At 66.2% G+C, this 25,912-nt stretch carries 29 protein-coding genes; 11 read left to right on the top strand and 18 right to left on the bottom strand.

Annotated elements, in window-relative coordinates; translation table 11 throughout:
* Positions 1–2: 2 nt before the first annotated feature.
* Complete coding sequence (locus P2G67_RS01435) at positions 3–764, bottom strand: SDR family NAD(P)-dependent oxidoreductase (RefSeq protein WP_275819284.1); 762 nt, start codon at positions 762–764, stop codon at positions 3–5.
* A complete protein-coding gene (locus P2G67_RS01430) occupies positions 761–2,407 on the bottom strand; it encodes an acyl-CoA synthetase (protein ID WP_275819282.1) in 1,647 nt (548 codons plus the stop codon). Before P2G67_RS01430 ends, P2G67_RS01435 begins: the two co-directional genes overlap by 4 nt.
* Positions 2,408–2,518: 111 nt before the next feature.
* Between P2G67_RS01430 and P2G67_RS01425 the strand changes: the two genes are divergently transcribed.
* Positions 2,519–3,172, top strand: coding sequence for a DsbA family oxidoreductase (locus P2G67_RS01425; RefSeq protein ID WP_275819280.1), 654 nt, complete (start codon positions 2,519–2,521; stop codon positions 3,170–3,172).
* Here P2G67_RS01425 and P2G67_RS01420 read toward each other — a convergent pair.
* From P2G67_RS01420 to P2G67_RS01395, 6 genes are all read right to left on the bottom strand, one after another.
* Entirely contained in the window at positions 3,166–3,975 is an 810-nt protein-coding gene (locus P2G67_RS01420) for a phosphodiesterase (RefSeq protein WP_275819278.1), read from the bottom strand. The two genes, P2G67_RS01425 and P2G67_RS01420, sit on opposite strands and share 7 nt — an antisense overlap.
* Positions 3,976–4,012: 37 nt before the next feature.
* Positions 4,013–4,834 carry a carbohydrate ABC transporter permease gene (locus P2G67_RS01415; RefSeq protein WP_275819276.1) on the bottom strand — a complete coding sequence of 274 codons (822 nt, stop codon included), beginning with the start codon at positions 4,832–4,834 and terminating at the stop codon, positions 4,013–4,015.
* A complete protein-coding gene (locus P2G67_RS01410) occupies positions 4,831–5,709 on the bottom strand; it encodes a carbohydrate ABC transporter permease (protein WP_275819274.1) in 879 nt (292 codons plus the stop codon). Before P2G67_RS01410 ends, P2G67_RS01415 begins: the two co-directional genes overlap by 4 nt.
* A 73-nt stretch (positions 5,710–5,782) precedes the next feature.
* Positions 5,783–7,066: an ABC transporter substrate-binding protein gene (locus P2G67_RS01405; protein WP_275819273.1), complete on the bottom strand. Its 1,284-nt coding sequence runs from the start codon at positions 7,064–7,066 to the stop codon at positions 5,783–5,785.
* A 98-nt stretch (positions 7,067–7,164) separates the two neighbouring features.
* A complete protein-coding gene (locus P2G67_RS01400; RefSeq protein ID WP_275819272.1) occupies positions 7,165–8,313 on the bottom strand; it encodes an ABC transporter ATP-binding protein in 1,149 nt (382 codons plus the stop codon).
* Positions 8,303–9,091, bottom strand: coding sequence for a DeoR/GlpR family DNA-binding transcription regulator (locus P2G67_RS01395; RefSeq protein WP_275819270.1), 789 nt, complete (start codon positions 9,089–9,091; stop codon positions 8,303–8,305). Before P2G67_RS01395 ends, P2G67_RS01400 begins: the two co-directional genes overlap by 11 nt.
* Positions 9,092–9,307: 216 nt before the next feature.
* Here P2G67_RS01395 and P2G67_RS01390 point away from each other — a divergent pair, with 216 nt between their 5' ends.
* Positions 9,308–9,859 (top strand): invasion associated locus B family protein, encoded by a 552-nt coding sequence (locus P2G67_RS01390; RefSeq protein WP_275819269.1) that lies wholly within the window; start codon positions 9,308–9,310, stop codon positions 9,857–9,859.
* Positions 9,860–9,884: 25 nt separating this feature from the next.
* Here the strand turns inward: P2G67_RS01390 and rlmN are convergent, their stop codons facing one another.
* The 3 genes from rlmN to P2G67_RS01375 all read right to left on the bottom strand — a co-directional run bounded on the left by rlmN (position 9,885) and on the right by P2G67_RS01375 (position 12,404).
* The gene (rlmN, locus tag P2G67_RS01385; RefSeq protein ID WP_275819266.1) at positions 9,885–11,024 is read right to left on the bottom strand and encodes a dual-specificity RNA methyltransferase RlmN; all 1,140 of its coding nucleotides are present in this window, start codon (positions 11,022–11,024) and stop codon (positions 9,885–9,887) included.
* A gap of 11 nt (positions 11,025–11,035) precedes the next feature.
* A complete protein-coding gene (locus P2G67_RS01380; RefSeq protein WP_275819265.1) occupies positions 11,036–11,569 on the bottom strand; it encodes an invasion associated locus B family protein in 534 nt (177 codons plus the stop codon).
* A gap of 289 nt (positions 11,570–11,858) precedes the next feature.
* Positions 11,859–12,404, bottom strand: a complete 546-nt coding sequence (locus P2G67_RS01375) for an RNA methyltransferase (RefSeq protein ID WP_275819263.1) — start codon at positions 12,402–12,404, stop codon at positions 11,859–11,861.
* Positions 12,405–12,492: 88 nt separating this feature from the next.
* Between P2G67_RS01375 and P2G67_RS01370 the strand changes: the two genes are divergently transcribed.
* Genes P2G67_RS01370 through pdeM form a run of 3 tightly spaced genes read left to right on the top strand, consistent with a single transcriptional unit; the run spans position 12,493 to position 15,295 of the window.
* Positions 12,493–13,557 (top strand): asparaginase, encoded by a 1,065-nt coding sequence (locus tag P2G67_RS01370; RefSeq protein ID WP_275819260.1) that lies wholly within the window; start codon positions 12,493–12,495, stop codon positions 13,555–13,557.
* 23 nt (positions 13,558–13,580) lie between these two features.
* The gene (locus P2G67_RS01365; protein WP_275819258.1) at positions 13,581–14,561 is read left to right on the top strand and encodes an NADPH:quinone oxidoreductase family protein; all 981 of its coding nucleotides are present in this window, start codon (positions 13,581–13,583) and stop codon (positions 14,559–14,561) included.
* Positions 14,562–14,575: 14 nt separating this feature from the next.
* Entirely contained in the window at positions 14,576–15,295 is a 720-nt protein-coding gene (gene pdeM / locus P2G67_RS01360) for a ligase-associated DNA damage response endonuclease PdeM (RefSeq protein WP_275819256.1), read from the top strand.
* A gap of 53 nt (positions 15,296–15,348) precedes the next feature.
* On the opposite strand, the gene P2G67_RS01355 is transcribed toward pdeM, so the two are convergent.
* Positions 15,349–15,612 carry a hypothetical protein gene (locus P2G67_RS01355; RefSeq protein WP_275819254.1) on the bottom strand — a complete coding sequence of 88 codons (264 nt, stop codon included), beginning with the start codon at positions 15,610–15,612 and terminating at the stop codon, positions 15,349–15,351.
* A gap of 16 nt (positions 15,613–15,628) precedes the next feature.
* Entirely contained in the window at positions 15,629–16,267 is a 639-nt protein-coding gene (pncA, locus tag P2G67_RS01350; protein WP_275819252.1) for a bifunctional nicotinamidase/pyrazinamidase, read from the bottom strand.
* A 220-nt stretch (positions 16,268–16,487) separates the two neighbouring features.
* On the opposite strand from pncA, the gene P2G67_RS01345 reads away from it, so the two are divergent.
* Positions 16,488–16,640: a hypothetical protein gene (locus P2G67_RS01345; RefSeq protein ID WP_275819250.1), complete on the top strand. Its 153-nt coding sequence runs from the start codon at positions 16,488–16,490 to the stop codon at positions 16,638–16,640.
* A 241-nt stretch (positions 16,641–16,881) separates the two neighbouring features.
* Here P2G67_RS01345 and P2G67_RS01340 read toward each other — a convergent pair whose 3' ends face one another.
* Positions 16,882–17,274, bottom strand: a complete 393-nt coding sequence (locus tag P2G67_RS01340; protein WP_275819248.1) for a DUF4168 domain-containing protein — start codon at positions 17,272–17,274, stop codon at positions 16,882–16,884.
* 305 nt (positions 17,275–17,579) lie between these two features.
* Between P2G67_RS01340 and P2G67_RS01335 the strand changes: the two genes are divergently transcribed.
* From P2G67_RS01335 to P2G67_RS01315, 5 genes are all read left to right on the top strand, one after another.
* Positions 17,580–18,098 (top strand): sigma-70 family RNA polymerase sigma factor, encoded by a 519-nt coding sequence (locus P2G67_RS01335; RefSeq protein WP_275819246.1) that lies wholly within the window; start codon positions 17,580–17,582, stop codon positions 18,096–18,098.
* Positions 18,095–19,012 carry an anti-sigma factor family protein gene (locus P2G67_RS01330; protein WP_275819244.1) on the top strand — a complete coding sequence of 306 codons (918 nt, stop codon included), beginning with the start codon at positions 18,095–18,097 and terminating at the stop codon, positions 19,010–19,012. The genes P2G67_RS01335 and P2G67_RS01330 overlap by 4 nt, the downstream gene beginning before the upstream one ends.
* Before the next feature lie 133 nt (positions 19,013–19,145).
* A complete protein-coding gene (locus P2G67_RS01325; protein WP_322099618.1) occupies positions 19,146–20,816 on the top strand; it encodes a thiamine pyrophosphate-binding protein in 1,671 nt (556 codons plus the stop codon).
* Positions 20,817–20,889: 73 nt separating this feature from the next.
* Positions 20,890–21,273: a hypothetical protein gene (locus P2G67_RS01320; RefSeq protein WP_275819242.1), complete on the top strand. Its 384-nt coding sequence runs from the start codon at positions 20,890–20,892 to the stop codon at positions 21,271–21,273.
* On the top strand, positions 21,270–21,917 hold the full coding sequence (locus tag P2G67_RS01315; protein ID WP_275819240.1) for a DedA family protein: 648 nt from the start codon (positions 21,270–21,272) through the stop codon (positions 21,915–21,917). Before P2G67_RS01320 ends, P2G67_RS01315 begins: the two co-directional genes overlap by 4 nt.
* A gap of 12 nt (positions 21,918–21,929) precedes the next feature.
* Here P2G67_RS01315 and P2G67_RS01310 read toward each other — a convergent pair whose 3' ends face one another.
* The 4 genes from P2G67_RS01310 to P2G67_RS01295 all read right to left on the bottom strand — a co-directional run bounded on the left by P2G67_RS01310 (position 21,930) and on the right by P2G67_RS01295 (position 25,911).
* On the bottom strand, positions 21,930–22,544 hold the full coding sequence (locus P2G67_RS01310; RefSeq protein ID WP_275819238.1) for a cysteine hydrolase family protein: 615 nt from the start codon (positions 22,542–22,544) through the stop codon (positions 21,930–21,932).
* Positions 22,545–22,547: 3 nt separating this feature from the next.
* The gene (locus P2G67_RS01305) at positions 22,548–23,351 is read right to left on the bottom strand and encodes an N-formylglutamate amidohydrolase (protein WP_275819237.1); all 804 of its coding nucleotides are present in this window, start codon (positions 23,349–23,351) and stop codon (positions 22,548–22,550) included.
* A gap of 10 nt (positions 23,352–23,361) precedes the next feature.
* On the bottom strand, positions 23,362–24,681 hold the full coding sequence (locus P2G67_RS01300) for a type I glutamate--ammonia ligase (RefSeq protein WP_275819235.1): 1,320 nt from the start codon (positions 24,679–24,681) through the stop codon (positions 23,362–23,364).
* Positions 24,682–24,756: 75 nt separating this feature from the next.
* Positions 24,757–25,911 (bottom strand): ABC transporter substrate-binding protein, encoded by a 1,155-nt coding sequence (locus P2G67_RS01295; RefSeq protein WP_275819234.1) that lies wholly within the window; start codon positions 25,909–25,911, stop codon positions 24,757–24,759.
* Position 25,912: the final 1 nt, after the last annotated feature.

Here is a 25,912-nt window from a genome sequence, read left to right as displayed (position 1 = left end):
GGTCAGGCCGCCGCGCTCTGGCCGCCGTCGACCACCAAAGCACTGCCGGTCATCCAGCGCGAGGCGTCGGAGGCCAGCAGCAGAAGCGGGCCGTCAAGATCGCTTGCCTGGCCGAAACGGCGTTGCGGGATGCGCCGAGCGAGCTTCTCACCCACCGGCCCTTCCAGGAACTCGCGATTGAGATCAGTGATGATGTAGCCGGGGCAGAGCGCGTTCACCCGAATGTCGTGGCGCGCCCACTCGATGGCGAGACTGCGCGAAAGATTGATCAGGCCGGCCTTGGCCGCCGTGTAGGCCGCTACCCGCGGCGTGCCCAGAATCCCCAAAATCGAGGCCACGTTGATGATGCTGCCGCCCTTCTCGGCCGCGACCAGGCGCCGGGCGCCCTCGCAGGCCACCAGCCAGGCGCCCTTCAGATCGGTGTCCACCACCCGGTCCCACTCCTCCTCGTCCTGCTCCAGGCTCGGGCGGTCGATGGTCACGCCGGCGTTGTTCACGATGATGTCGGGGGTGCCCAGTTCAGTCTCCGCATGGGCGAAGGCCTCGACAACAGAGTTCCGGTCGGTCACGTCCAGGCGCAACGGCAGCGCCCGCCCACCGGCCGCGGCGATCTCCGACGCCAGAGATTCCAGCTTCTCACTGCGCCGTGCGCCGATGGCGACCCGCGCACCGGCACGGGCCAGGGTCTGGGCGAAGTGGTGGCCAATACCGCTGGACGCGCCGGTAACCAAGGCGACGCGGCCGCTCAGATCAGAGTGAATCATTTCTGCTCCTTGGCCTGCTCGCGCAGAACGAACTTTTGGATCTTGCCGGTGGAAGTCTTCGGCAGGGCGCCGAACACCACCGTCTTGGGCAGTTTGAAGCGCGCCAGGTGATCGCGGCACCAGGCGAGAATCTCCTCCGCCGTCGCCTCCTCCCCCTGCTGCAGGGTCACGAAGGCACAGGGGCTCTCGCCCCACTTGGGATCGGGCCGGGCGACAACTGCTGCTTCCATGACCTTGGGGTGCCGGTAGAGCACCTCTTCCACTTCCAGGGAGGAGATGTTCTCCCCACCGGAGATGATGATGTCCTTGGAGCGGTCCTTGATTTCCACATAGCCGTCGGGATGGACCACGCCCAAGTCACCGGTGCGGAACCAACCGCCGGCGAAGGCCTTGCGCGTGGCCTCGGGGTTCTTCAGGTAGCCCTTCATCAGCGTGTTGCCGCGCAGCATCAGCTCGCCCACCGTCTCCCCGTCGGCCGGCACAGCCTCCAGGGTCTCCGGATCGCGCACGCTGGCTTCCTGCAGCGTCGGATAGGCCACGCCCTGGCGCGCCATTTTTACGGCACGTTCCTCCAGCGGCAGATTGCTCCAGTCGTCCTGCCAGGCGCAGAGCGTCGAGGGGCCGTAGCATTCGGTCAGGCCGTAGAGGTGCAGGACCTCGAAGCCCTGCTGCTCCAGGCGCGAGATCACCGCCGAGGGCGGCGCCGCGCCGCCGGTGCCGACACGCACCCGCCGCGGCAGCGGCCGCCGAACGTCCGCTGGAGAATGCGCCAGCAGGTTGAGAACGATGGGCGCGCCGCAGAGATGCGTGACCCCTGCTTCCTCGATCAAGGGGTAGATCAGCGCCGGGTCCACCTTGCGCAAGCAGACATGGGTCCCGGACATGGCGGTGACTGCCCAGGTGTAGGTCCAGCCGTTGCAGTGGAACATCGGCAGGGTCCAGAGGTAGGCGGCGCGCCGGTCGATGCCCAACACCATTGCGTTGCCCACCGCGTTCAGGAAGGCGCCGCGGTGATGATAGACCACGCCCTTAGGATCACCGGTGGTTCCCGAGGTGTAGTTCAGCGCCAGCGCCTGCCACTCGTCGGCCGGCGGCTGCCAGGCGAAATCGGGATCGCCCTCCGCCAGCAGGGCTTCGTACTCCAGTTCGCCGATCAGCGGCCCGCGCGTTCCGCCCTGGGCCTCCGTCATAGCATCGTCGTAGTCGATGACCAGCGGCTTGCGGTCCAGATCGGCCAGGGCGGCCTGGATCACCGGCGAGAACTCGCGATCGACGATCAGCGCCTTGGCCTCGCCGTGCTGCAGGATGAAGGCGATGGTGGCCGGATCCAGGCGAATGTTGAGGGCGTTGAGCACGCCGCCGAACATCGGCACGCCGTAATGCGCTTCCAAGAGCGCCGGAACATTGGGTGCCATGACCGCCACGGTGTCGCCCTGCCCGAGGCCGCGCTTCCGCAGGGCCGAAGCAAGCCGGCGGCAGCGCTCGGCAAATTCGCGGTAACTGTAATGGCGGCCATGAATGACAGCGGTCGACTCCGGATAGATCGCCGCGGAGCGCTGCAGGAAGGAAATCGGCGACAAGGCGACGTGGTTGGCTTCCCGACGCGGCAGATCCTGGTCGAACTTGCTGATGGCTTCAGCCATTGGCACTCCCTCGCTTTGGTCCCATGGCCTTGCGGCCCGTGGGCGGCTATGGTCGTGAGGCAGTCGGTAAAGGTCAAGCGATCCGACCCACTCCAACCGGAAAGACCAGCCATGCGCATCGACATCTTCTCCGACGTCATCTGCCCCTGGTGCTATGTGGGCAAACGTCGCCTGGAACGCGCGCTTGCCGCCCGGCCCAAAGTGGCGAAGACGGCGGAGATCCGGTGGCGCGCCTTTCAGCTTAATCCGGACATGCCCGAAGAGGGGATCGAACGTGATCTCTATCTCAGACTGAAGTTCGGCCCAGCGGCCACCAGCGCCGAAGTTTACCGCAATGTCTCAGCCGTGGGAGCGGTCGAAGGCATTGCTTTCAACTTCCCTGCCATCCGGCGTACCCCCAACACGGTGCAGGCGCACCGCCTGATCCGCTTTGCCGGTGACCAAGGTCTGCAAGATTCCTTGGTGGAGGGGCTGTTCCAGGCCTACTTCCTGGCCGGACAGGACATCGGGCAGCGGCAAACCCTGCTGGAGGTGGCCGAACAGGTGGGGCTACCAGCGGCGGAAACCAGGGATTACCTGGAAAGTGATACCGACAGTGCCGCGGTCCGCAGCGAGGACCAGCAGGCGCGCGCGGCGGGAATCAGCGGCGTGCCCTGCTTCATCATCGATGGAGACTACGCCCTGCCAGGCGCGCAGCCGCCCGAAGCCCTGCTGCAGCTCTTCGACCTCGCCCGCGAAGGCGGAACGGGAAAGCCAGTTCAGTGAGCACCGCCGAGCGGTAACGGGCCCTCGAACGCCCCGGTGGGCAGCAGGTGGCTCACCAGCCCCTGCCCTTCGATCCACTGGTGCAGCAGGAAGCCGGGTGGCTCCAGGTGCATGGTGAGCGGCGCGTCGGGGCGCAGATCAAGGCTCATCTGATGCGCGGTGCTGGGTGCCGTCATTGCCAGTGTTCCAGCCCAGCGGACCTGGATCGGGCGATGCAGATGGCCGCAGAGCAGGCGCTCCACGCGCGGGTGGCGGGCCACGATGGCCGCCAATTCGGTCCCGCCCCGCGTCAATCCGTAGTCGTCCATCTTGGCCAGGCCCGTGGTGAAGGGGGGATGGTGGATGGCCATGATCACGGGCTTGTCCGGCGCTTCCTCCAGCCGCGCCGCGGTCCAGGCCAGGCGCCGCTCGCAGAGTTCACCATTAATCGAGCCGGGCAGCAGGCTGTCCAGGGCCAGCAGGCGACAGGCGCCGAGGTCGAGGTCGAAATGCAGGAAGTCGGGATCCTGCCGGAGGTAGTCCGCCTCGGGAAAAGCCGCGCGCAATTCCTGCCGGTTATCGTGATTGCCCGGCAGCAGATAGACCGGCATGGGCAGGGGCGCCAGGAGGCGACGCAGCTCCCGATAGGGCGCCGGCGCCCCGCCGTCGGCCAGATCCCCGGTCAGCAGCACCACGTCGGGCCGCGGCTCCACCCGCAAGAGCCGTGCCACCGCCTGCTCCAACAGGGCGGCGGTATCGATCCGGCCAAAGGCACGCTGGCCCGGCGCCATGACGTGCGGGTCGGAAAGTTGTGCGATCAACATGGACTGTCTCCCCGACGAGGACTCGCTTGCCCAGAACTCACTTGATGCCGGCGGTCATGAAGGACTGCACAAACTGGCGTTGGAACAGGAGGAAGGCGATCAGAAGCGGTGCGACAACCATCAGCGTCGCCGCTGAAATCACCGCCCAGTTTACCCCGCTCTCCGGCGCACCGAAGATCGCCAGCCCGACGGTCAGCGGCCGGGTTTCCACCGAGTTGGTGACCACCAGCGGCCAGAGGAAGTTGTTCCAGTGGGTGGACACGGAAACGAGGCCGTAGGCCAGATAGACCGGCTTGGCCACCGGCACATAGACTCGCCAGAGCACGCCCAGGAAGCCGCAGCCCTCCACCCGGGCCGCCTCTTCCAGTTCGCGCGGCACCTGCTTGAAGGCCTGGCGCAGCAGGAAGATGCCAAAGGCGCTGGCCATGTAGGGCAGGCCGATACCGGCGATGGTGTCGATCAGGCCGAGCCCGCTCATGATGCGGTAGTTCTCGACAATCAGCACCTCGGGCAGGATGAAGAGCTGCATCAGCGTCAGCGCAAAGAGCAGGTCTCGCCCCGGAAACGCGAAGCGCGCGAAGGCATAGCCGGCCAGGGTGCAGAAGAAAAACTGCCCGGCCAGGATCAGACTCACGAGCAGGAAGGTGTTGAGGAAGTAGCGCGCAAAGGGGGCATAGCCCCAGGCTTCCACGAAGTTCTGCAGCGTCAGCGGCGCGAAGAGCTCGAAGCGCGTGACATAGGCCGGCGGATGGAAGGCAGCCCAGAAGGCGTAAAGCAGCGGCGCGATCCAGATCAGCGCCAGCAGCCAGGCAGCCGACACCTCCACACAGCGTCCAAGAGTGAGGCGGCGCGGGGTCATCGGTAATGTATCCGTCGATCAAGGCCACGCACCTGCACCACGGCCAGCAGGCCCAGCGTGAGCAGGATCACCACGGTGAGCGTGGCGGCATAGGGCTGGTCGAAGTAGCTGAAGGCCGTCTCATAGACGTAGTAGAGCAGCAGCTTCGAGGCGTTGCTGGGGCCGCCCTTGGTCAGGATGAAGAGATGGTCGATCAGCTTCACCGAGTTGATCATGGCGTTGACCAGCACGAAAAGCGTCGTCGGCATCAGCAGCGGAAAGACCACCCGGCGGAACCAGGTCCAGCGTCCCGCCCCCTCGATGGCGGCCGCGTCCTTCAGGTCCGGGGGGATGGTCTGCAGTGCGGCCAGGTAGAAGATCATGAAGAACCCGGCCTCCTTCCACACCGTGGTGACGATGATGGCGCCGAGCGCCGTGGAGGGATCGCCAAGCCAGTTGTGTCCGCCCAGTCCCAGGGCACGGCCCATCTGGTCGAGCAGGCCGATGTTGGGGGTGTAGAAGAACAGCCAGATATTGGCCGCGGCGATCATGGGCAGGATGGTCGGCGTGAAGTAGGCCATGCGCACCAGGGTGCGCGCCGGCAGCTTGGAGTTGACCCAGAGCGCCATGCCGAGCGCGATCGCGATGGAGGTCGGAATTGTGCCGACGGCGTACCAGAGCGAGTTCTTGGCCACCTGCCAAAAGATCGGGTCCGCCAGCATGGCCTCGTAGTTATCCAGGCCGATGAACTGAGACGGGCGTCGCGCGGTGCCGCGCGAAAAAAGACTTTGCCAGAAGGTGGCAATGGTCGGGCTGAAGGCAAAGAGCGTCAGCATCACTCCCGCAGGAGCGAAGAGCAGCCAGCCATAGAGCGTGGTGGTTTTCAATCGGGGCATGGCACCGCGAATCAACAACAGGAAAAGACCGCACCCCGGCCGGTCGCTTGGCCGGGGTGCGGCTTACAGGGTCTTAGCGATACATGCGCAGCAGACGCTCCGCGGTGGCCTGTGACTCGGCCAAGGCGTCCGCCGGTTCGGCCGATCCGGTCAGCGCCGACTGAACCGCGTTGTTCAGTGCCTCACGCACGCGCCCACCCTCGTAGGTCGAGAGTTCGGCCGCACCGTGCTCAAGCTGGTCGCGGGCCACGGCCGCAGCCGGAAAGTCCTCGATGTAGGCCTTGAGCTCATCGGTCTCGTAGGCGGCCGGGCTCACACCCATGTAGCCCGTCTCGATGGACCAGGCGGCCGCACGCTCCGGAGCGGTCATCCACTTGATGAAGGTCATCGCCGCCTTCTGTTCCTCCTCGGAGGCGTCCTTGAAGACGTAGAAGTTGCCGCCACCGGTCGGGGAACCATAGCGCTCCTTCGCCGGCAGCAGGGCCACGCCGAAGTCGAACTCGGCCTGGTTCCGCACGGCGGTCAGGTTGCCGGTGGTGTGCCACATCATGGCCGTCTGACCTTCGAGGAAGTTCTGGCGCAGCGTGCCCCACTCCACCGTGCCGCTCGGCATGATGCCGTGCTCGGCCGAGAGCGAGACCCAGTATTCCAGCGCCTCGACAGCGGCCGGATCGTCGAAATAGGTCTCGGTCCCTGCCTCGTTCATCAGCTCGATGCCGTTCTGCAGAGCAAAGGCCTGGAACATCCAGTAGGGGTAGCCGGTGGAGGGCACCATTACGCCCCACTGGGAGCCGTCGTCCTTGGTCAGGGCCTGGCCCATTTCGACCATCTCGTCCCAGTTGGCCGGCGGCGTCTCGGGATCCAGGCCGGCCTCGGCGAAGGCGTCCTTGTTCCAGTAGAGCACGATGGTGGAGCGCTGGAAGGGAATGCCCCAGGTCTGCCCCTCGGTAACCCCATTGGCCATCAGGCCCGGGTAGAAGGAATCCAGCCACTCCCGGTCCTCGTCAGTCTCGACCAGCGAGTCGAAGGGAACGATGATGTCCTGCTCCAGCAGCTCAAAGAGGTCGATAGAGAAGAGCACGGACAGCTGTGCCGGCTCCCCGGCATTCAGGGCCGCCAGGGCGCGCACGCGGGTGTCGTCATAGTTGCCGGCATAGATGGCGTTGACGCTGATGTCGGGATGCTCTGCCTCGAAGTCCTCGACGAGACCGTCGACCACCTCGGTCAGGGCACCGCCCACGGCGATGGGATAGAACATCGTGAGCTCGACCTCGGCCGCGGCCGGCAAAGCCGCGCCCCCGGCCAGAGCCGTCGACAGCGCGAGACCGCCGATCAGGTTTTTCGTTCGAGTCGTCATGGCACCATTCCCCTCCGGTTGCAGCTTTCGGAGCGCGGCGGTTCGGCTTTTCCGGCCGGGAAAACCGCCTGCCCCCGGTTAACGACGAACCCGCGGCGTCATGCCACCGGTTCCCCGGATCGACCGGAAGCGCCGCCTCCAGCCGAAACCCCGTGCAGCGCCCCTGCCAGCAGGTCGCGCCACTCATCGCGCCGCCGCTCGCTGGCGGCATCGAAGCAATGCAGGTCTTCCCGATCCCAGGTGAGCTCCATGGCATCACCGGGCTTCAAGCTCACCCGCCCCGGCAGCCGCACCGCCAGGGGCGCCTCGCCCGCTCTGGCGCTGACGACACTGTCGGCACCGAGATACTCGACCGCGGTCACTTCGCTCAGCAGCAAGCCCTGCCCCGGCTCAACCGGACGCAGGGCCTCCGGGCGCAGACCCAGCACCGCTTTCGCCGACAGCGATGCCGCCACGCTGCGGCCGTCCGGCAGGCGCACAGACTCGCCTGCAGACTCGAGGGGCAGCAGGTTCATGGGCGGGCTGCCGATGAAGGCCGCGGCGAAGAGGCTGTCCGGCCGGTCATAGAGCCGATCCGGCGTGGCGAACTGCTCCACCTGCCCGCCGTTGAGCAGCATCACGCGATCGGCCATGGACATGGCCTCGGTCTGATCGTGGGTGACATAGAGCACCGTCATGGCAAGGCGCTGCTGCAGGGCGCGAATCTCCTGGCGCATCTCGTGACGCAGCTTGGCATCGAGGTTGGACAGAGGTTCGTCCATCAGGCAGATCGGGTGTTCCGCCACCACGGCCCGGGCCAGGGCGACGCGCTGGCGCTGACCGCCGGAGAGCTGGGACGGCTTGCGTTCCAGCAGTGCCGACAGCCCGGTGAGTTCGGCCACCCGACGCAGGCGCTCGTCCCGCTCGGCGCGCGGCACCCGGCGCACCTTGAGGCCGAAGACGATGTTCTCAGCCACATTAAGATGGGGAAAGAGGGCATAGGACTGGAAGACCATGGAAATCTGCCGCTCAGCCGGCGGCCGTCCCGTCACGTCGCGCCCCTCGATCAGGATGCGCCCGCTGTCGCTCTCTTCCAACCCGGCCACCATGCGCAGCGTCGTGGACTTGCCGCACCCGGACGGTCCGAGCAGCACGAGGAACTCGCCGGATTCGGCCCGGAAGCTGATGCCGTCGACCGCGACGGCATCGCCCCAGGTCTTGCGGATCGCCTCCGCTTCGACCGCTGCGGGACCGCTGTCAGCCGGCATGCACTCTCTCCCTTTCAACAGACTGTGCCACTATGGTCTCGCACCCTGCCTCGCTCAGCAGCGCTGCGATGGGCGGGGGCGGCGGTCGGTCGGTGACGAAACGATCCACATCCGCGATGTGACCGCCGCGCACCGGCGCACTGCGCCCGAACTTGGTGGCATCGGCCACCAGAATGCGCCGCCTGCAGTTGGCCACCAGCGCCTCGCGGGCGCGCACCTCTGCCGGATCGAAGTCGAGCAGCGTCCCCTCTTCGTCGATTCCGCCGGCGCCGAAAATGCCGATGTCCACCTTGTAGGCCGAAAAGAGCGCCTCGACCTCTTCGCCCAGGAGGTCGCGATCCGGCAGGCGCAACTTGCCACCGGCGATCACGATGCGGTGGGAGCCGTTGACCGACAGCGCCATGGCGGCGTTCAGGTTGTTGGTCACCACCGTCAGGTCCTCGTGTGCAGAAAGTGCCAGAGCCACCTGCTCCAGCGTGGTGCCGATGCCGATGAACAGGGAGGAGCGGTTGGCGACCAGCGGCCTTACCGCTTCCGCGATGCGCCGCTTGGCATCGAGGTGGGTGATGCGCCGGGTGTCGTAGGGCAGGTTCTCGGCTTCGCTCAAGAGTTCCGCGCCGCCGTGCAAGCGCCGCAGCACCCGGGCATCGCAGAGCTGATTGACGTCGCGCCGGATGGTCTGCGGGGTGACGCCGAAGCGCTCGGCCAGGGCTTCGATCGCTTGATAGCCCTGCTCCCGGATCAGCACCACAATCGCCTTCTGGCGGTCGCTCAGCACCCTTCCCCTCCTCCACTGTGCAAGACAGTGCGCCCTTCTGTTCATTTGAACAGGAATGATCTTAGAGGAGGTTCGTTTCAGCGGGAAGACGCGTTGATGACGTTCGTATGAAAAACAACTCTGCACGCCTCGCATCGACGCTCCCGTCGCACTTCGTTATACAGGTCCTGCATCCGGCTTGGGTGCGACGCAGACAGCAGCACGCTTGGAGACGCAATGCTTGAACGAAGGATCTCGACCCTCGGACTGATCGCCGGCGCCCTGGCATTTCTGGCCCTGGCGCAGACTCCTGCCCTGGCCCAGGGGCTGCCGACGGAGGGTGCCCCGGGAAGCGATGTGGACGCGGAGGTGGAGGTGCAGCAGTTCCAGGATTGGAGCCTGCGTTGCCTGGGCGAGGCCGAGCAGCGGCGCTGCGAGTTGGTTCAGCCTGTGGACGATCCCGAGACCGGGGAACCGGTAATGGCCATGGTCATCGCGCCCAGCGGCCCGGACAGCGTTCCGGTGGCCTGGTTCGTGATGCCGCTGGGGGTCCTGCTGCCGCCCGGCATCGGCCTCAGCATCGACGACGCCGAGCCAGACCGCCTGCCGATCCGCCATTGCGAGCCGGGCGGCTGCTTGGCGCCGCTCGAGCTGAGCGACGAGGTGCAGCGCCGCCTGCGCAGCGGGGTGACCCTGGAGGTACTGGCCTACGACATCGACGAGCAGCAGGTGTCGGTCCCGCTGTCGCTCATGGGCTTCACCGCGGGCATGGAAGCCCTTATGCAGTGAGGCATTGGGGCAGCGGCCGTCACCCTCAGGCGACGGCCGCTGCCTCCCGCTCGCTCTTGCGCAGGCGCTCACTGGCGCTCTTGAGCTGGCCGCAAGCGGCGGCGATGTCGCGTCCCCGCGGCCGGCGCACCGGTGCCGAGAGGCCGTGGTGGTAGAGCCGGTCCGAGAAGGTCTCGATGCGGTTCCAGTCGGAGCACTCGTAAACCGTCCCCGGCCAGGGATTGAAGGGGATGAGATTCACCTTGGCCGGAATGTCCCGCAGCAGACGTGCCAACTCGTCGGCGTGGACATCGCTGTCGTTGACGTCCTTGAGCATCACATACTCGAAGGTGATTCGCCGGGCGTTGTGGACGCCGGGATAGTCGCGGCAGGCCTGCAGCAGTTCGGCGATCGGGTACTTGCGATTGAGCGGCACGATCTCATCGCGCAGCTCATCATTGGTCGCGTGCAGGGAGACCGCCAGGTTCACGCCCAGTTCCTCGCCGCAGCGGGCCATCATCGGCACCACGCCCGAGGTCGAAAGCGTGATGCGGCGCCGGGAGAGCGCCACCCCGTCCGGATCCATGGCCAGCTTCAGGGCCTTGGAAACCTCCTCGAAGTTATAGAGCGGCTCGCCCATGCCCATCATCACGATGTTGGTGAGGCGCCGCCCCTCCTTCGGAGAGGGCCATTCGCCGAGAAAATCGCGGGCCAGCAGAATCTGGCCCAGAATCTCCGCTGCTAAGAGATTGCGCACCAAGCGCTGGGTGCCGGTGTGGCAGAAGCGGCAGGTCAGGGTGCAGCCCACCTGGCTGGAAACGCAGAGCGTGCCGCGGTCTTCCTCGGGGATGAAGACCATCTCGGCTTCATTGCCGTCGTCGAAGCGCAGCAGCCATTTCTGGGTGCCGTCCTCGGAGACCTGATGGCGCGCCACCCCCGGCCGCGAAATGCGGAAGTGCTCGGCCAGCTTGGCCCGGAAGCCCTTGGACAGGGTCGTCATGGCCGCGAAGTCGGTCGCGCCCTGGTGATAGAGCCAGTGCCAGAGCTGTTTCGCGCGAAACTTGGGCTCGCCGAGACGGACAACGGCATCAGTCAGCGCATCACGGCTGAGACCGATCAGATCCCGTTTGGAATCGGCGGCCGCTTCCGGCGGGGCGAAGGCAAGGGCGTGAGCGCTTCTGCTCATGGGAACGACTTTCAGTTACAGGCTTGCTCCATGGCGTCGTAGGCCGCCATGAAACCGCGCAGGGAATAGGTGTCGGTGGTGAGGGTGCCGCGCGAGGAGGTGCCACGAACCACCATGGTCAGGCCGGCGCGCATGCGATCAATCATCTGACGGTCCGCGCCGGCTTCGTTGGGCAACCAGGCGGCATCTTCCTGCGTGAAGAGCGCAAAGCTGTGGTCCTGGTCGATGACGGCTTCCACCGTGCTCTCGTCCTGGAAGGTGTAGCCGGCGATGAAGCTGACCTCGGGGTCGCGGTCATCGGCGGGCCGCAGCGTCACGATGGAAAAGACATTGCCGCGCCGCGTGTACTGCCCCTCGCTGCGCGTGGGCGAACTGGCGATGAAGCAGACCCGGTTACCATCCTCCGAAGTGGTATAGGTGGACCAGGCATTGAAGTCGCCAACGCGCTCAACCGATTGCGCCTCGGCCGGTTGCGGCTGGAAAGTGAGCAAGGCGGCTGCGGTCGCGACGGCCGCCGCAGAGGTCGTCAATCTCTTTCGCTGCATGTTCTATCCCCTGTATACTCTCGCGCTCCGGAGCCCACTCAGGTCCGCGTCGCCGGGCATCATCACCGAATCGGACTCAATAGGAAACAACCGGCAGCGAACCTTTCGCAATCACCCGGTCTGAACGCCGTAAAGGAATGGTGTCGTCCGGCGCCCTGAGCAAGGCCTTCGGCACCGGGGAGCCTGATTCCAGCGTGTGGAAGATAACAGCTTCACCCTGCGCCAAGCCACCCCCCGCTTGCGCCATCCTGCGCGCAACATTGGGATGCTGACCTGCGCCTTGCGAGACTCAGCCCTGTTTCTGCGGCCGCTGGCTGCGAATCACCTGGGCGCCATGAACATGCGGTGGCACCTCCTCGGGTCGGCCCAGACTGGAAGCCGGCCGCGGCGCGAAGCGGCCCATTACGGTCATGCGATCGTACATGACGATCGCGCCGGCCACGCCGACATTGATGCAAAACCTCATGGGAATCTTCACGATCGCGTCACAGCGGGCCTGCATCTCCGGTGAGAGGCTGCCGCGTTCCGGACCCAGCACATAGGCCGCAGATGTGGGGTGATGAAAACTGGGCAGGTCGATCGCATCGTCCGTCAGCTCCACCCCGATCAGGCGACAGTGCCGAGGAAGCTGAATCTCCGCCACCGAAGCAAAGCTGTAGGTCGGCAGGTGATCGGGCGCCTTGGAGGTGTCCGACAGCCGAACCTCGCGCTGCTTGATCTGCGGCGCGACCGTGAAGAAAAAGCTTGCGCCGAAGGCATGGGCCGAGCGCTGCAGGTTGCCGAGGTTCATCGCCTTAGAGATGCCCTCGACGCCAATTCCGAAGTATCCACGCATGGAGCGGAACTTGCACCGATGCAGCCGCTTGGGCAAGCTGCCGCGCACCTTTCGGACCCAGAGTCCCCGCCGCAATCAGGACATCACCATGACCGAGCCCACCCAGACTTCTCACAAGCACGCGCAGACCACACCGCCCCGTCCGGCGGTCAATCCGCTGCTGGTCGAGGTCACCCGGGGCAGCATGGTGGAAAACCGACACCGCGCCGCCGTGGCCGTGGTCGACGTGGAGGGTCGCGTCGTGCTCTCCGCCGGCGATGTGGAGGCGCTGGTCTATCCGCGCTCCGCCATCAAGCCGCTGCAGGCACTGGGATTGGTGGAAAGCGGTGCCGCCGAGGCCTTTGGCTGCGACGACAAGGAGATCGCGCTGGCCTGCGCCAGTCACAACGGCGAGGCCGCCCAGGCCGAAGCGGTGGCGGCCTGGCTGGAGCGCATCGGCTGTACCGAGGGCGATCTGGAGTGCGGCCCGCAACTACCGACTCACCAGGCTAGCCTGGAGGAGCTGCTGCGCGCGGGCGGCGGCGCCAGCGCGCTGCGCAACAACTGCTCCGGCAAGCACGTCGGCTTTCTGACCCTGGCGAAGCACCTGAAGGTACCGACGAAGGGCTATATCCTCTGGGAGCACCCGGTGCAGCAGACCCTGCTCGGGATCCTGGAGATGATGTGCGGGCTGGACCTGCGCGCTGCCCCGCGCGGCATCGACGGCTGTGGCATTCCCCAGATCGGCATTCCCCTGGGCAATCTGGCGCTCGCCATGGCGCGCTTTGCCGACCCGGCCGACCAGCCGGAGCGGCGGCAAGTAGCCTGCGCGCGCATCGCCAAGGCCATGACGGCCGAGCCCTATATGGTCGCCGGCACCGGGCGCATGTGCACCCGCGTACTGGCCGCAACCGGCGGGCGTGCTCTGGTCAAGACAGGCGCCGAGGGCGTCTACTGCGCCGCGCTGCCGGAGTTGGGCCTGGGCCTCGCCCTCAAGGTGGACGACGGCGCCACCCGGGCCAGCGAGTTCCTGCTGGCACAACTGCTGCAACGCCTCGACCAGTTGGACAGTGCCGCCGCGGCGGAGCTGAAACAGGACATCGCGCCCGTGCTGCACAATCGTGTTGGCCTTGAAGTGGGGCAGATACAGCGCGGCGCAGACTGGTCCTTTTGACCATTCTCGAAAGGAAAGAAGACATGCGTGCCTTGCTGTGCCGGGCCTGGGGCGAACCGGAAGACCTGGAACTGGACGAGATCGCGGCCCCCGAGCCGGGCCCGGGCGAGATTGCGATTGCGGTCGAGGCCGCCGGGGTCAACTTCGCCGATACACTGATCATCCGGGGCAAGTATCAGGAGAAGCCACCCTTCCCCTTTGCTCCCGGGCTCGAAGTGGCAGGGACCGTTGCGGCGCTGGGCGAAGGCGTCCAGTCCTTCCGCGTCGGCGACCCGGTGATGGGCATTCCCGGCCATGGCGGCTACGCCGAGGTCGCCGTGGCCAAGGCCAGCGACGTCTTCCACCGACCTGCCGGCTTTGATGCCGCCATCGCAGCCGGTTTTCCCATCACCTACGGGACCGCCCATGGCGCGCTGGTCTGGCGCGCGGACTTGCAGCCGGGAGAAACCCTGCTGGTCCACGGCGCGGCCGGCGGCACCGGGCTGGCGGCCGTGGAGGTGGGCAAGGCGCTCGGCGCCACCGTCATCGCCACGGCCGGCAGCGCCGACAAGCTGGCCGTCGCTCAGGCGCACGGGGCCGACCACCTGATCAATTACCGCGAGGAGGATCTGCGCACCCGGGTGAAGGAGATCACCGGCGGGCGCGGCGCCGATGTGGTCTTCGACCCCGTGGGCGGCAAGGTCTTCGAAGCCTCTCTGCGCTGCGCCGCCTGGGAAGGCCGCCTGGTGGTGATCGGCTTTGCCGCCGGCGATGTGCAGCAGATTCCCGCCAACCTGCTGCTGGTCAAGAACCTGGCCGCCTTCGGCTTCTACTGGGGTTCCTACCGCAAGAACGCTCCGGCGCGGGTGCGCGCGCAGTTCGAGCAGTTGGCCGCCTGGGCGGCTGAGGGAAAACTCCGGCCGCGCGTTTCCCACCGTCTGCCACTGGCGCGTGGCGCCGAGGCACTTCGGCTGCTGGAACGGCGCGCCGCCACCGGCAAGGTTGTGTTGGAGGTAAGCCGCTGAGCGCGACCCAAGCCATGTCAGCAGGCGCCGCGCGCACTATTTCACACCCGCCACCGGCGCCCTCTCTCCTGCTGAATGGCGTGGATCTCACGCCGGAGCCGGAAGGGGCAGTCTGGTGGGCGGAGAAACAAACGCTCCTCCTGGCCGATCTGCATCTAGAGAAGGGCTCGGCCTACGCCCGGCGCGGCAGTTTTCTGCCGCCCTACGACAGCGCCGCCACCCTCACCCGGCTGGAAGAGCTTCTGCGCCGCCGCCCGGCGCGGCGGGTGGTCTGCCTGGGCGATTCCTTCCACGACGGTGAAGCCGCCGACCGCCTGCCGCGGGAAGAGACCGATCGCCTGCGCGCCCTGGCCGCGGAGCGGGACTGGATCTGGTTGGCCGGCAACCACGACCCGGCTCCCCCGGGCGACAGTCTCGGTCGCGTGATGGAGGAGCTGGTGCTGGGACCTTTGGTACTGCGCCACGAGGCGCACAGCGGTCTCGTCGCCGGCGAGGTCTCCGGCCACTATCACCCCAAGGCCAGCGTTTCGCATCGCCTGGGCCGCTTCACCGGACGCTGTTTCGTTCATGATGGCCGCCGCCTGATCCTGCCAGCCTTCGGAGCCTATGCCGGCGGTCTCGACGTGCTGGCTCCGGCAATCGCCCGGCTCTTCCCTCGAGGATTCGCAGTTCACCTGCCGGTGCGTGGGCACGTACATGCCTTCCCGCACAGCGTCTTGCGCCAGGTGCGATGAGCCTAACGGTTCTTCAGTGAGGCCCGCCCGCGGTAGGCGAAGGCTAGCCTTATTCAGTCTTTCTGGCTGACGCGGCGGCGCAGACGCCCCGCCAGCCGGCCAGCAAAGCGCGCCGGATCCTGTCTGAAATTGACCTCGCCCGACGTGCCGCGCCATTCCTCATTAAACTTGCCGGCCGCGCCCTTACCCTTCGTGGCCGCCGTTTGCAGCCGCGGCTGCACTTCGTCGCGAAAGACTCGCCCCGCTTCGGCGCGCACTCGCGGGTTGCGCGCGGCGCGCCTGGCCGCTTCGAACAGAAGGGTACGCAGAATGGGCATCGAAACCTCGTGCGGTTCAGCCGATGTTCTGGCTATCAGTTAGGAGCGCGCCGACCGCACGCAAGGACTCCGTGGCAGCCGCCGCGGAGCCGTTCAGATCGATGGCGCGGCAGGCATCCGCTACCACCACCACCTCGAAACCGCACTTGCGCGCGTCCTGCGCCGACCAGAGCACGCAGAAATCATAGGCTAGGCCGGCCAGAAAGACCCGCTCGATCCCGCGTTCGCGCAGATAGCCGGCAAGACCGGTGGCTGTGCGATGGTCGTTCTCGAAGAAGGCGGAGTAGGAATCGATCTCGCGGTGATAGCCCTTGCGAACGACCACCTGGGCCGCGTCCACCGGCGCCGCCGAATGGAAAGCGGCGCCCCCTGTGCCCTGCACACAGTGGTCGGGCCAAAGCACCTGGGTGCCGTAGCCCAGTTCCACGGTCTCGAAGGGCTGCTTGTCGGGGTAACTGCTGGCAAAAGAGCTGTGGCCCGGCGGGTGCCAATCCTGAGTGACCGCAACATTTGTGAAGTGCGGCACCAACCGACGCATGGGCTCGAAAATCTCGTCTCCCCCGGGGACCGCCAGCTCCCCACCCGGGCAGAAGTCGTACTGGGGGTCTACCAGCAGCAAGAGATCGCGGCGGCGGTCAACGATGATGTCAGTCATATCCTCTCCACTACCCATGCAACCTTGCTGCCTGCAGCTTTGGCCTTAAACCTGGGACAGAAATTGCACTGCGTGACACTATAAAGCCCCAAGCGATTCTGAGGAACCTATCGCTCTGGAGCTCTGTCATTTGGTCATGGCGTTATTCATCCGGGCCCTGCTCGGAAGCCCTAAGGGTTTCGGGACCGGAAACTAGGTCCACTGACCGAAAGGAGCCACCATGACTCGCATCTGGATGATCGCTCTCACCTTCTTCGGCGCCATGTTCCTTGCCGCCTGCGAGCCGGCCGACGATGTCGACAACCAGCCCCCGGCGATGCAAGAGCCTGGTGACACCGGCGGCGGCATGAGCAGCCCGACGGCGCCCGAGTAAGTCCAGCCTTCCCAGCCAATTCCAGGAGAACAGGGGCGTCCCACGGACGCCCCTGTTTTTCTGTGGTCACCTCAAGACGATCAGATATCCAGCAGATATCCAGTGCCCGGACCACGGCCCTGAAAGCACAAAGGTGCGGCACTCGCATAAGGAGCCGCGCCTTTATATCGGGAGCCTGTCCTCTTTCCCTGTCCGGGAGAGGCCGCACCCGGGCCGCTAAGCCCGGGCGCAAGCTCGAGACTTACTGGCCGTTCTGGACCATCTCATTGATCTCGGCTGCGAGATCGGGATCCATCTGGGCCTGCTGAGTGATTTGGTTGTACTCGTCGACGCTCATACCCTGCTGCTCGACGGCGGAGACCATCTCTTCCTGCATCTCCACCCAGATCTCTTCGGCTTCCTCTTCCGATTCAGCTTCGGCAATCGAGGGCTGCATGCGCTCGCCGATTTCGACGACCTCGGTCATGGCCGCGGCGTAGGTCTGCAGCGTCTGGGTATCATAGTCTACCGCAGGGGCTTCCTGCTGCTGCATTTCGGTCTGCGCGGTAACGGGCGTCGGCGCCACGAAAGCGGCTCCGGCCATCAGCGCAACAGCAGCGGTACCGGCGAGCAGAGTGCGGATAGGCATGTTCATGCCGTTCTCCTTTCTTCAAAAACTGGGATAATCGCAGCGCGATCTTGATGAGTTGCACGAGCATCCCTGCGAAGCTCGCTGATAGACGGACAAGGGTCCGCTGCGCTTCGTTCCAAGAAAAATAAAAAGTCCTGAACCCGCCGCATCCCGAGATGCCCGGACGGGCCCAACATGCCCCAATCGCCCCGGCAGCCTTTACCCCGGCTGTCTGCCTCCCCAAGTCTTTTTGCAGGGGAAGGGAACCGCCTGTGGCCTCAGCCTGTCATGCAAATGAACGGGCGGTGGCACAGCCCAGGAGAAGACACTTGCCCGACGACGTAAGCTGGCTGATCGCTCGTGAAACACCGCGACTGCGGCGCTATGCCCGGGCGCTGGTCAAGGATCCGACACGCGCTGACGATCTGGTGCAGGATGCCTTGGAGCGCGCCCTGCGCAAGCAACAGCAGGTCCGCAAACAGGCAAGTCTGCGCGGCTGGCTGCTGCGGATCGTCTATACGGTCTATCTGAACGGGCGCAAGAATCGCTACGCTCCGCCGCCGCAGTCGATAGACGACACTGTCGTGCCGCATCCCTCGATGCCGGCGCGCCAGCACCATCACATGGAGTGCGCGACAGTGCTGGAAGCGCTCGACAAATTGCCGGCTGGCCAACGCGATGCCATTCTTCTGGTGGCGCTGGAAGGTTTGCCCTACGACGAGGCCGCCCAAGTACTCGGCGTAGAAGTGGGCACCTTAAAGTCCCGCCTGTCGCGCGGACGTGAAGCACTACGCGGATTGACCGGCGGTGCCGCTGCGGGGGTGCCGCCAGTGAGGAGGGTGAAGTGACACAAGGCCGGACGATCGAAGAGCTCGATCTCCTCGCCTATGCAGACGGACTTCTGGATCCCCTGCGGCGGGAGGAGGTGGCCGCATACCTGCGCGACAATCCCCATGCCGCACAACGCGTGGCGGATTACGAGGCACAGAACCGGATCATCCGGGCCGCCTACGACCACACCGTGACCGAACCCCTGCCCGATCGGTTGGCAGCGGCGTTAGAGCCGCGCTCGGCGCCTCCCTTCTGGAGACGCTCGCTGCGCTACGGCGCCTTTGCGGCATCGCTCGCGGCCGCCGGCTTTCTCGGCTGGAGTCTCAATGAGTCCAGTGTCGGACCGCCACAGCCATCACAGGCGCTGGTGGAGGCGTCGCTGGCGCTGCACTCCGACTGGTCGCCAAAACCGGAAGTCGCCGCCAGCAACGTGGACAGTTCGGCCCTGATCCCCAAGGCCGTCGCCGCCGAGCAGGAGGGCGACGTCACCCTGCGAATCCCCACCCCCGACCTCTCGCCCCTGGGCCTGCGCCTGGTCGGCATGCGTGGCACGGACGAGAGGGGCATTCCCGGCGTGCAGTTGATCTATACGGACGGTGCCGGGGAACGCACCAGCCTCTTCCTGCTGCCCGGTGCGGGGGGCACCCCACCGGCGATCTCCAGCACCCAGCAGGACAGCGGCACCCTGGCCTATTGGCGCGAGGGCCCCATCACCTTTGCACTCACCGGCCGGGACGCCGGGCGTTCGGCGCAGTCCGTCGCTGCCCAGGTTCGCGGTGCCTTGCGCGGCGCCCCCATCACCATGATGCCGCCGACCGGTGGCGGGATGACTGCCGAAACCGGGGAGAGCACGTCTGGCGGCATGGACAACGTGCCGCTGCTCACGCCCCTGCCGGCCAGCGACATAACCACAAACCAAGAAGCAATGTAGCTGCGCCCGGGTCGGCGGGAAGAGCGCCGGAAGTGCCGGCGCCGGCCCTTCATTGGCGCGGCGCGCCTTGATCGCCCCGGTCGCAGGCACCATCATGCGCGCCTGTTCAAAAGACCTACCGGCGAAGGGCTCCATGCAGAAACCGAATATGCGGACCGGCGGCCAGCTTCTGGTCGACTGTCTCGAAACCCACGGCGTCGATCATCTCTACTGCGTACCCGGCGAGAGCTATCTCGCGGTGCTGGACGCACTGCACGACAGCACGGCCATCGAGGTCACCGTGTGCCGCCAGGAGGGTGGTGCCGCGATGATGGCCGATGCCTATGGCAAGATGACGGGCCGGCCCGGCATCTGCTTCGTGACCCGCGGTCCCGGCGCCACCAACGCCAGCCCCGGCGTGCACATCGCCGCGCAGGATTCCACCCCGATGATTCTCTTCGTCGGTCAGGTCGCGCGGGGCGACTTCGAGCGCGAAGCCTTCCAGGAGATCGACTATCGCAAGGTCTTCGGCCCCATGGTGAAGTGGGCCGCCCAGATCGATCAGGCCGAGCGCATTCCCGAGTTCGTCACCCGGGCCTTCTACACCGCCACCAGCGGTCGCCCGGGGCCGGTGGTGCTGGCGCTGCCGGAAGACATGCTGCGAGACATGGTCGAGCCCAAGGGGGTCGAGACCTTCGAGCCCGTGCAGCCCCACCCCGGCGCCAAGCAGATCGAGCGCCTGGCCGAGCTGTTGAGCCAGGCGGAAAGGCCGCTGGTGATGGTCGGCGACGGACGCACGCCAGAGGCTCGTGCCGACCTGCAGCGTTTCGCCGAAGCCTGGGACCTGCCGGTTGCGGCGGTTTTCCGCCGTCAGGACTGCATCGACAACAGCCATCCGAACTATGTCGGCGACGTGGGCATCGGCGTGAACCCGAAACTGGCAAAGCGAGTCAAGGAGGCCGACCTCCTGCTGGTGATCGGCGCCCGCCTGGGCGAGATGACCAGCAGCGGCTACACCCTGCTCGACATCCCCCGCCCCAAGCAGAAGCTGGTGCACGTCTACGCTGGCGCCGAGGAGCTGGGCCGCGTCTATCAGCCGACGCTTGCGATCAACGCCGGTGCGGCGCCGGCCCTGCGCGCTCTGGCCGAGTTGGAGCCGAAGAGCGCACGCCCCTGGGCCGAGGCCACACGCCAGGCGCGTGAGGACTACCTGGCCTGGACCACACCGCCGACGATTCCGGGCGAACTGCAGCTCGGCGAGATACTCGGCTGGCTGCGCGAGCGCCTGCCGCCGGAGACGGTGATCTGCAACGGCGCCGGCAACTACACCGCCTGGGTGCACCGCTTCTACCGTTATCGCGGCGATCACACCCAGCTCGCCCCCACGTCCGGCTCCATGGGCTACGGCACGCCGGCCGCCGTGGCCGCCAAGCGGCTCCACCGTGACCGCCCGGTGGTGGCCTTTGCCGGCGACGGCTGCTTCATGATGAACGGGCAGGAGCTGGCGACGGCGGTGCAGTACGACCTGCCGATCATCATCATCCTGGTGAACAACGGCATGTACGGCACCATCCGCATGCATCAGGAGCGGGACTATCCGCGACGGGTCAGCGCCACCGATCTGAAGAATCCCGACTTCGCGGCGCTTGCCCGCGCCTATGGCGCCTACGGCGAGACGGTCACCCATACCGAACAGTTCGAGGCGGCCTTTGAACGAGCCTGGGAGTCCGGCAAGCCGGCGCTGCTCGAACTGCAGATCGATCCCGACGCGATCACCCCGGCCAAGACGCTGACCGCCATCAGGACGGAGGCGGAAGCCCGCTGATCCTCCACGTCACGGTCCCGGCGGAATGACCGACCGGGACCGGGGCCTCCCGCCGCGGGAAGGAAGGCGTCCCATGAAGCTGGCGCTCCCACCGCTCACCCGAACCCACTGGCTGCTGTTCGCATTGTTCCTGGCGACGGCAGCGGCCAGCGGGTTCTTTGCGGGACGCTTTGTGGAAAATGCCCGGCACTGGTCGGAGACACCCCAGGAACCCATCAAGGGCTGGATGACGCTCGGCTATCTGGCGCATGCTTACGAGGTGCCGGTGGCAGACCTGCACCAAGCCCTCGACCTGCCGCCTGAACCGCCGGACCGGCGTCCCCTCGCCGAGATTGCCGAGGAACGGAAGCTGCCGCTCGACGCCCTGCGCCTGCGACTGGAGCACGCGATTGCCATGGCCCGCGGCGAGGTGGCCCGCCCGCCACCGTCCAACGGGGCAAGCGAGGCCGAGCCGTGAGCGAGGAGCTGGTCGATCTCGTCGTGGATCATGGGGCGATCGCGCTGTTCGGCATCCTGATCGCCAACTGTCTGGGCATGCCCTTCCCCACTTCCCTCCTGCTGATGGCGCTCGGGTCCTTCGTGGGTCAGGGGGAGATGGAGCTCTGGCCACTTCTGTTTGCCGGCATCTCCGGGGCGGTGATTGGCGACCAGACCGGCTACTTGCTCGGACGACTGGGCGGCAACCTCGTCCTGCACAGGCTGACCCGGCGCCCGCGTGCGGCCAGAACTTTCGACAAAGCAGAAGCGCTGGTGTGGCGCTGGGGAGGCCCAGGCATCTATTTCAGCCGATGGCTGCTCTCTCCCCTGGGTCCCTGGGTCAATCTGGCCACCGGGCTCACCCGCTACCCTTGGCCGCGCTTTGCGATCTGGGACTTTCTTGGGCTGAGCACTTGGATCGGTCTCTATTTCGGGTTGGGCCTGCTGTTCAGCCGCAGCGTCCAGAGCCTGGCCGACCTGACAGACAACCTGACCTGGATGCTGCTCTTCACGCTGCTCACCCTGCTGATCGGGTGGCTGCTGCTGCGCCGGCTGCGCAAGGAGGCCACTGCCAAGGTCGTCACACCTGCCAGCGATCCACCTCCCGACACGGAGGTGCGCTGACCGCTGCAGCGCTCAGGAGAATTCCTTCACGAGTTCCTCGGTGGTCGCTTGTCGGCAGTACCCGCGGAAGGCAGCCAGGGCATTCTCGTGCCGCTCCCGGGAATCGGTGGTGCAGGCATCAATGGGGCAGATCATCCGGAAGCCCCTATCCGCCCCGTCGCGCACGGTGTGGTCGACGCACTGGTCGGTGAGGAAGCCGGTGACGATGACGCTGTCCAGGCCGATGTTGCGCAGCAGGTACTCGAAGATCGTCGAGTTGAAGAGGCTGGATGAGGTCTTGGGCAGCACCATTTCATCCCCCTGCGGCGCCACCTCGTCACAGACCTCGGCTTCCCGGCTGCCCGGCGGAAAGTTGAAGCCGGTCAGCTTGTAATCGAGGCTGCGATCACGCCCGTCGGCGGTCAGGCTCTGGATCACCGTGTGCACCACCTCCAGGCCGCTGCTGCGAGCAGCGGCCAGCAACCGAACCATGTTGGGCACGGCGATCTCGCTTGCCGACTTGTGGAAGTAGGGCCGGGCTTCGGCCGCGCCCGGATGGAAAATACCCTTCTGCACGTCGATCAGCAGCAGCGCCGTCCGGCTGGGATCGATCGGCGCATCGCGGTCCAAGGGCGCGGGACGGCTCATGGCTTATCCTTCCTGCTTGAAAAAGCGTTCCGCCGCCAGACGCAGCGCCCGCTCCAACCGCTCGGCCCAGCGTTCCGGCGCGGCTGCATCCTCCAGGTGATCCTGGCGCATCTCGAACTCCACATAGGGCAGGCCGCGGCCCTCCGCGTGCACGGGGATCGAATAGTCGTTCACCATGTCGACGCCATAGGGCTCGTTGCGGCCGAGGCGCAGGTCCGTTGCCTGTTCTTCCAGGGCCGCCAGCACCAGATCATTGAAACGCCGGTCATCGCCCCAGCAGAGGCCGAGGTCCCAGGGGCGCTCTAGTGGGCGTGCGCGCAGTTCCGGCGTGAAGGAATGCACGGAGACGAACAGCGTTGGCCGACCCGCCTCAGCCCGGGCATCGAGCAGCGCCCTGATCCGGTCGTGGTAGGGCTTGAGGATCGCGTCATGCCGGACTTGCCGCGCTGCGGGGTCCAGCCCCTGATTGGCCGGAACCTCGGTCGCATCGGACACGGCGGGGATCGAATCACCGGCCTCCGGCTTGCGGTTGCAGTCGATCACCAGGCGGGAATAGCGCTGATAAACCAGCGGCGCCTGCAGCCGCGCCGCCAGATTCTTCGCGACTGCCAGCGCACCGCGATCGATGGCAATGTGACGTTCCCGCTCGGCCTGTGGCAGGCCGAGCCCCTCCAGAATTGCCGGCACCGCATTGCCGGCGTGGTCGCAGACCAGGAAGAAGGGGCTGTCGTCGGCACCTGCAAGCTCGCCCACCGGCGGCGGATCAGAGGGACCGAACAGGGTGGAAAGGGTGGCATCGCTGCCCATAGTGCTGTCCTCAGTAAGCCTCGGCATAGATGCGGCAGATTTCGGCCTCATCGCGCCCGGCAAGCATGCCCATTTCACCCCGCTTGTGCTGCAGGTAGGCCTCCAGCAGAACCGGACCCAGCCAGCCGCTCACTGTCTCGTCTTCTTCCAGCGCGGCAAGGGCCTCGTCGAGCGAACGCGGCAGATCGTGGATGCCCATCTCCCGTCGCTTTGCCTCGCCCAAGGCCTCCGGATCGCCTTCGGTAATCGGCGGTGTAGGCAGCTTCTCGCGCAAGCCCTGCAGGCCCGCGCGGATCAGCACGGCCAGCTGCAGATAGGGACTGGCTGCGGCATCGGCGGCACGGAATTCGAGATTGAACCGCGGGGCCGGGTCAACGTCATCGGCGTGGGGATAGGGGCAGATACGCAGCAAGGCTTCGCGGTCGCGCAGACCCAGATTGCCCCAGAAGGCCGACCAGGAATGAGGCCGCAGCCGATCGTAGGAGATCACGCTGGGTGCGGTGATGGCGCAGAGCGCGCGCACATGGCGCAGAATGCCGGCGGCAAAGGAACCAGCGGCCTGGGAGAGTTCCCCCGGCCCATCCGGATCCCAGGTCACGGGACGGCCCTCGCGATCCTGTAGGCTGAAGTGGATGTGCACGCCGTTGCCGGCGACGCCGCGGGTGACCAGTGGCGAGAAGCTGGCGCGCATGCCATGCCGCTGGGCCGTGGCGCGGCAAATTTCACGTAGCTTCACCGCACGGTCAGCGGCCTCCAGCCCCATCGCCGGATCGATCGTAATCTCGTACTGCTGGGTGCCATATTCGGGCAGGTAGGTATCGGGCTCCAGGCCGTTGGCCCGCAGGGCGCCAACAAACTCGGCCGAGAAGGCTTCGATACCGCGCATGGAACTGAGCGCGTAGGAATCGCCGCTGCGTTCCTCGGCGCCGTCGAGATAAAACTCATGCTCGAAACTGGCCAGCACGCGCAGGCCGGTTTCCGCCTCCAGTTCGTCCAGCGTCCGGCGCAGGAAGGAGCGCAGACAGCAGTCCCAATCAGTGCCATCCAAATTGCGGATCTCGCCGATGAACCAGTGCTCCTCCGGCATGCCGTCACCGAAGTCCAAGCGCACTTCGCCCTCTGCCATGGGCACAAGGAAGAGGTCGCCATGGGGGCCGAAGGGCGTCGCGGGGATACGGCCCAGGCAGTTGATCATGGTGTTGGTCGGCGTCCAGCCGACCCCGAAGCGCCGCCTGTTCTCCAGATCGCGCGCCGGGAAGCCCTTGCCCCGCACCTGCCCGGCGATGTCGGAACAGCAGATGTAGAGCAGCTTCTCAGGTTCGATTGCCACGGGTCATACCCCCAAATTTCACGAAAGAACGTAAATCCGGCCGGGGAGCGGACTCCCCGGCCCGAAGGCGTCGGCTTATTCCGGACGCCAGATGTCCTCGACCTTGAATTCCGCGTTCTGCACGGAAATGATCGAGACCGGCTTCGGCGGCACCATGTTCTCACGGGTGTAGGACACGGTTCCGGTCACCGCCGGGTAGTCGCGCGTGGCCTCCAAGGCATCGCGAATCGCCGCCGGATCGTCGCTGCCCGCCGCCTCGATTGCATTGGCGATCAGACCGATGGCGTCATAGCCCAGCGGCGCGAAGGAATTCTCCGGCGGATGGTCGAACTTGGCCTCGTAGGCATCGATGAACTCCTGCACTTCCGGGCGATCGTCGGCCAGGTAGGTGTGCGTGGAGAACCAGACGTCGTTGGCCAGTTCCGGCCCCGGCACGGTGGCCACCAGCTGGCTGTCGAAGCCGTCACCGGAGATGATGGGGATGTCCAGGCCCGCTTCACGGATCTGGCGGATGGTCAGGCCGGCTTCGCTGGGAATGGCCGAGATGAACACGGCGTCCGGGGTCGGCTCCACCGCTTCCAGACGCGCGATCTGGGCCGAGAAATCGGTGTCGCCCATCATGAAGAAGTCTTCATCGATGATTTCGCCGCCACGCTCCTCGAAGCGTTCCTTGAAGAAGGCGGTCAGCGCCCGGGTGAAGTCCATGGAGTTGTCGGTCCAGACGTAGACCCGACGGTGCTCCAGGGTGTCGTAGGAATAGTCGGCGATGGCGTAGGACTGATCGTCGTCGCCAAAGGCCGCCATGAACATGTTCTCGCCCACCCAGGTCGGGAGCATGGGGTGAGTCGCGCCGGAGGTGACGAAGGGAATGCCGGCATCCTGGAAGGTCGGCGCCGCCGCCATCACGAAGGTGGTGTCGGACTGGCCGAAGCCGGCGACGACATCGCTGGAAACGGCCTCCTGCGCCGCCGTTGCCGTCACCTGCTGGTCGGTGCGGGTATCGAAGACCACAAGCTCCAGCGGACGACCGAGAACCCCGCCCTCCTCGTTGATCTGGTCGACGTGCAACTCAGCACCCTTCAGCGACGGTCCGTCCAGGGACGAAAGCCCGCCGGTCAGGGAATAAAGCGCCGCAACGCGGATCGGCTCCTGTGCCTCGCCCTGCGTTGCGAAGGCACCGCCCGCCAGCGCCACCGCGCCGGCAGCCATCAAAAGACTACGAAACCTCATC

Origin of the sequence: Aquibaculum arenosum (assembly GCF_029222965.1) — a bacterium.
Lineage (GTDB): Bacteria > Pseudomonadota > Alphaproteobacteria > Kiloniellales > DSM-21159 > Aquibaculum > Aquibaculum arenosum.
Note: the sequence above shows the minus strand (reverse complement) of the source record. Positions and strands in the feature narration are given on the sequence as shown.

Bases quoted from the DNA above. Each gene is read 5' to 3' on its own strand.
- P2G67_RS01305 (WP_275819237.1), bottom strand. From the start codon at position 23,351: ATGGGCAGCGATGCCACCCTTTCCACCCTGTTCGGTCCCTCTGATCCG.
- P2G67_RS01400 (WP_275819272.1), bottom strand. From the start codon at position 8,313: ATGCCGGCTGACAGCGGTCCCGCAGCGGTCGAAGCGGAGGCGATCCGC.
- rlmN (WP_275819266.1), bottom strand. From the start codon at position 11,024: ATGAGCAGAAGCGCTCACGCCCTTGCCTTCGCCCCGCCGGAAGCGGCC.
- P2G67_RS01420 (WP_275819278.1), bottom strand. From the start codon at position 3,975: ATGTTGATCGCACAACTTTCCGACCCGCACGTCATGGCGCCGGGCCAG.
- pncA (WP_275819252.1), bottom strand. From the start codon at position 16,267: ATGACTGACATCATCGTTGACCGCCGCCGCGATCTCTTGCTGCTGGTA.
- P2G67_RS01310 (WP_275819238.1), bottom strand. From the start codon at position 22,544: ATGAGCCGTCCCGCGCCCTTGGACCGCGATGCGCCGATCGATCCCAGC.
- P2G67_RS01340 (WP_275819248.1), bottom strand. From the start codon at position 17,274: ATGAACATGCCTATCCGCACTCTGCTCGCCGGTACCGCTGCTGTTGCG.
- pdeM (WP_275819256.1), top strand. From the start codon at position 14,576: ATGTCAGCAGGCGCCGCGCGCACTATTTCACACCCGCCACCGGCGCCC.
- P2G67_RS01320 (WP_275819242.1), top strand. From the start codon at position 20,890: ATGAAGCTGGCGCTCCCACCGCTCACCCGAACCCACTGGCTGCTGTTC.
- P2G67_RS01390 (WP_275819269.1), top strand. From the start codon at position 9,308: ATGCTTGAACGAAGGATCTCGACCCTCGGACTGATCGCCGGCGCCCTG.
- P2G67_RS01410 (WP_275819274.1), bottom strand. From the start codon at position 5,709: ATGCCCCGATTGAAAACCACCACGCTCTATGGCTGGCTGCTCTTCGCT.
- P2G67_RS01405 (WP_275819273.1), bottom strand. From the start codon at position 7,066: ATGACGACTCGAACGAAAAACCTGATCGGCGGTCTCGCGCTGTCGACG.
- P2G67_RS01365 (WP_275819258.1), top strand. From the start codon at position 13,581: ATGCGTGCCTTGCTGTGCCGGGCCTGGGGCGAACCGGAAGACCTGGAA.
- P2G67_RS01375 (WP_275819263.1), bottom strand. From the start codon at position 12,404: ATGCGTGGATACTTCGGAATTGGCGTCGAGGGCATCTCTAAGGCGATG.
- P2G67_RS01325 (WP_322099618.1), top strand. From the start codon at position 19,146: ATGCAGAAACCGAATATGCGGACCGGCGGCCAGCTTCTGGTCGACTGT.
- P2G67_RS01415 (WP_275819276.1), bottom strand. From the start codon at position 4,834: ATGACCCCGCGCCGCCTCACTCTTGGACGCTGTGTGGAGGTGTCGGCT.
- P2G67_RS01295 (WP_275819234.1), bottom strand. From the start codon at position 25,911: ATGAGGTTTCGTAGTCTTTTGATGGCTGCCGGCGCGGTGGCGCTGGCG.
- P2G67_RS01425 (WP_275819280.1), top strand. From the start codon at position 2,519: ATGCGCATCGACATCTTCTCCGACGTCATCTGCCCCTGGTGCTATGTG.
- P2G67_RS01370 (WP_275819260.1), top strand. From the start codon at position 12,493: ATGACCGAGCCCACCCAGACTTCTCACAAGCACGCGCAGACCACACCG.
- P2G67_RS01430 (WP_275819282.1), bottom strand. From the start codon at position 2,407: ATGGCTGAAGCCATCAGCAAGTTCGACCAGGATCTGCCGCGTCGGGAA.
- P2G67_RS01435 (WP_275819284.1), bottom strand. From the start codon at position 764: ATGATTCACTCTGATCTGAGCGGCCGCGTCGCCTTGGTTACCGGCGCG.
- P2G67_RS01345 (WP_275819250.1), top strand. From the start codon at position 16,488: ATGACTCGCATCTGGATGATCGCTCTCACCTTCTTCGGCGCCATGTTC.
- P2G67_RS01380 (WP_275819265.1), bottom strand. From the start codon at position 11,569: ATGCAGCGAAAGAGATTGACGACCTCTGCGGCGGCCGTCGCGACCGCA.
- P2G67_RS01355 (WP_275819254.1), bottom strand. From the start codon at position 15,612: ATGCCCATTCTGCGTACCCTTCTGTTCGAAGCGGCCAGGCGCGCCGCG.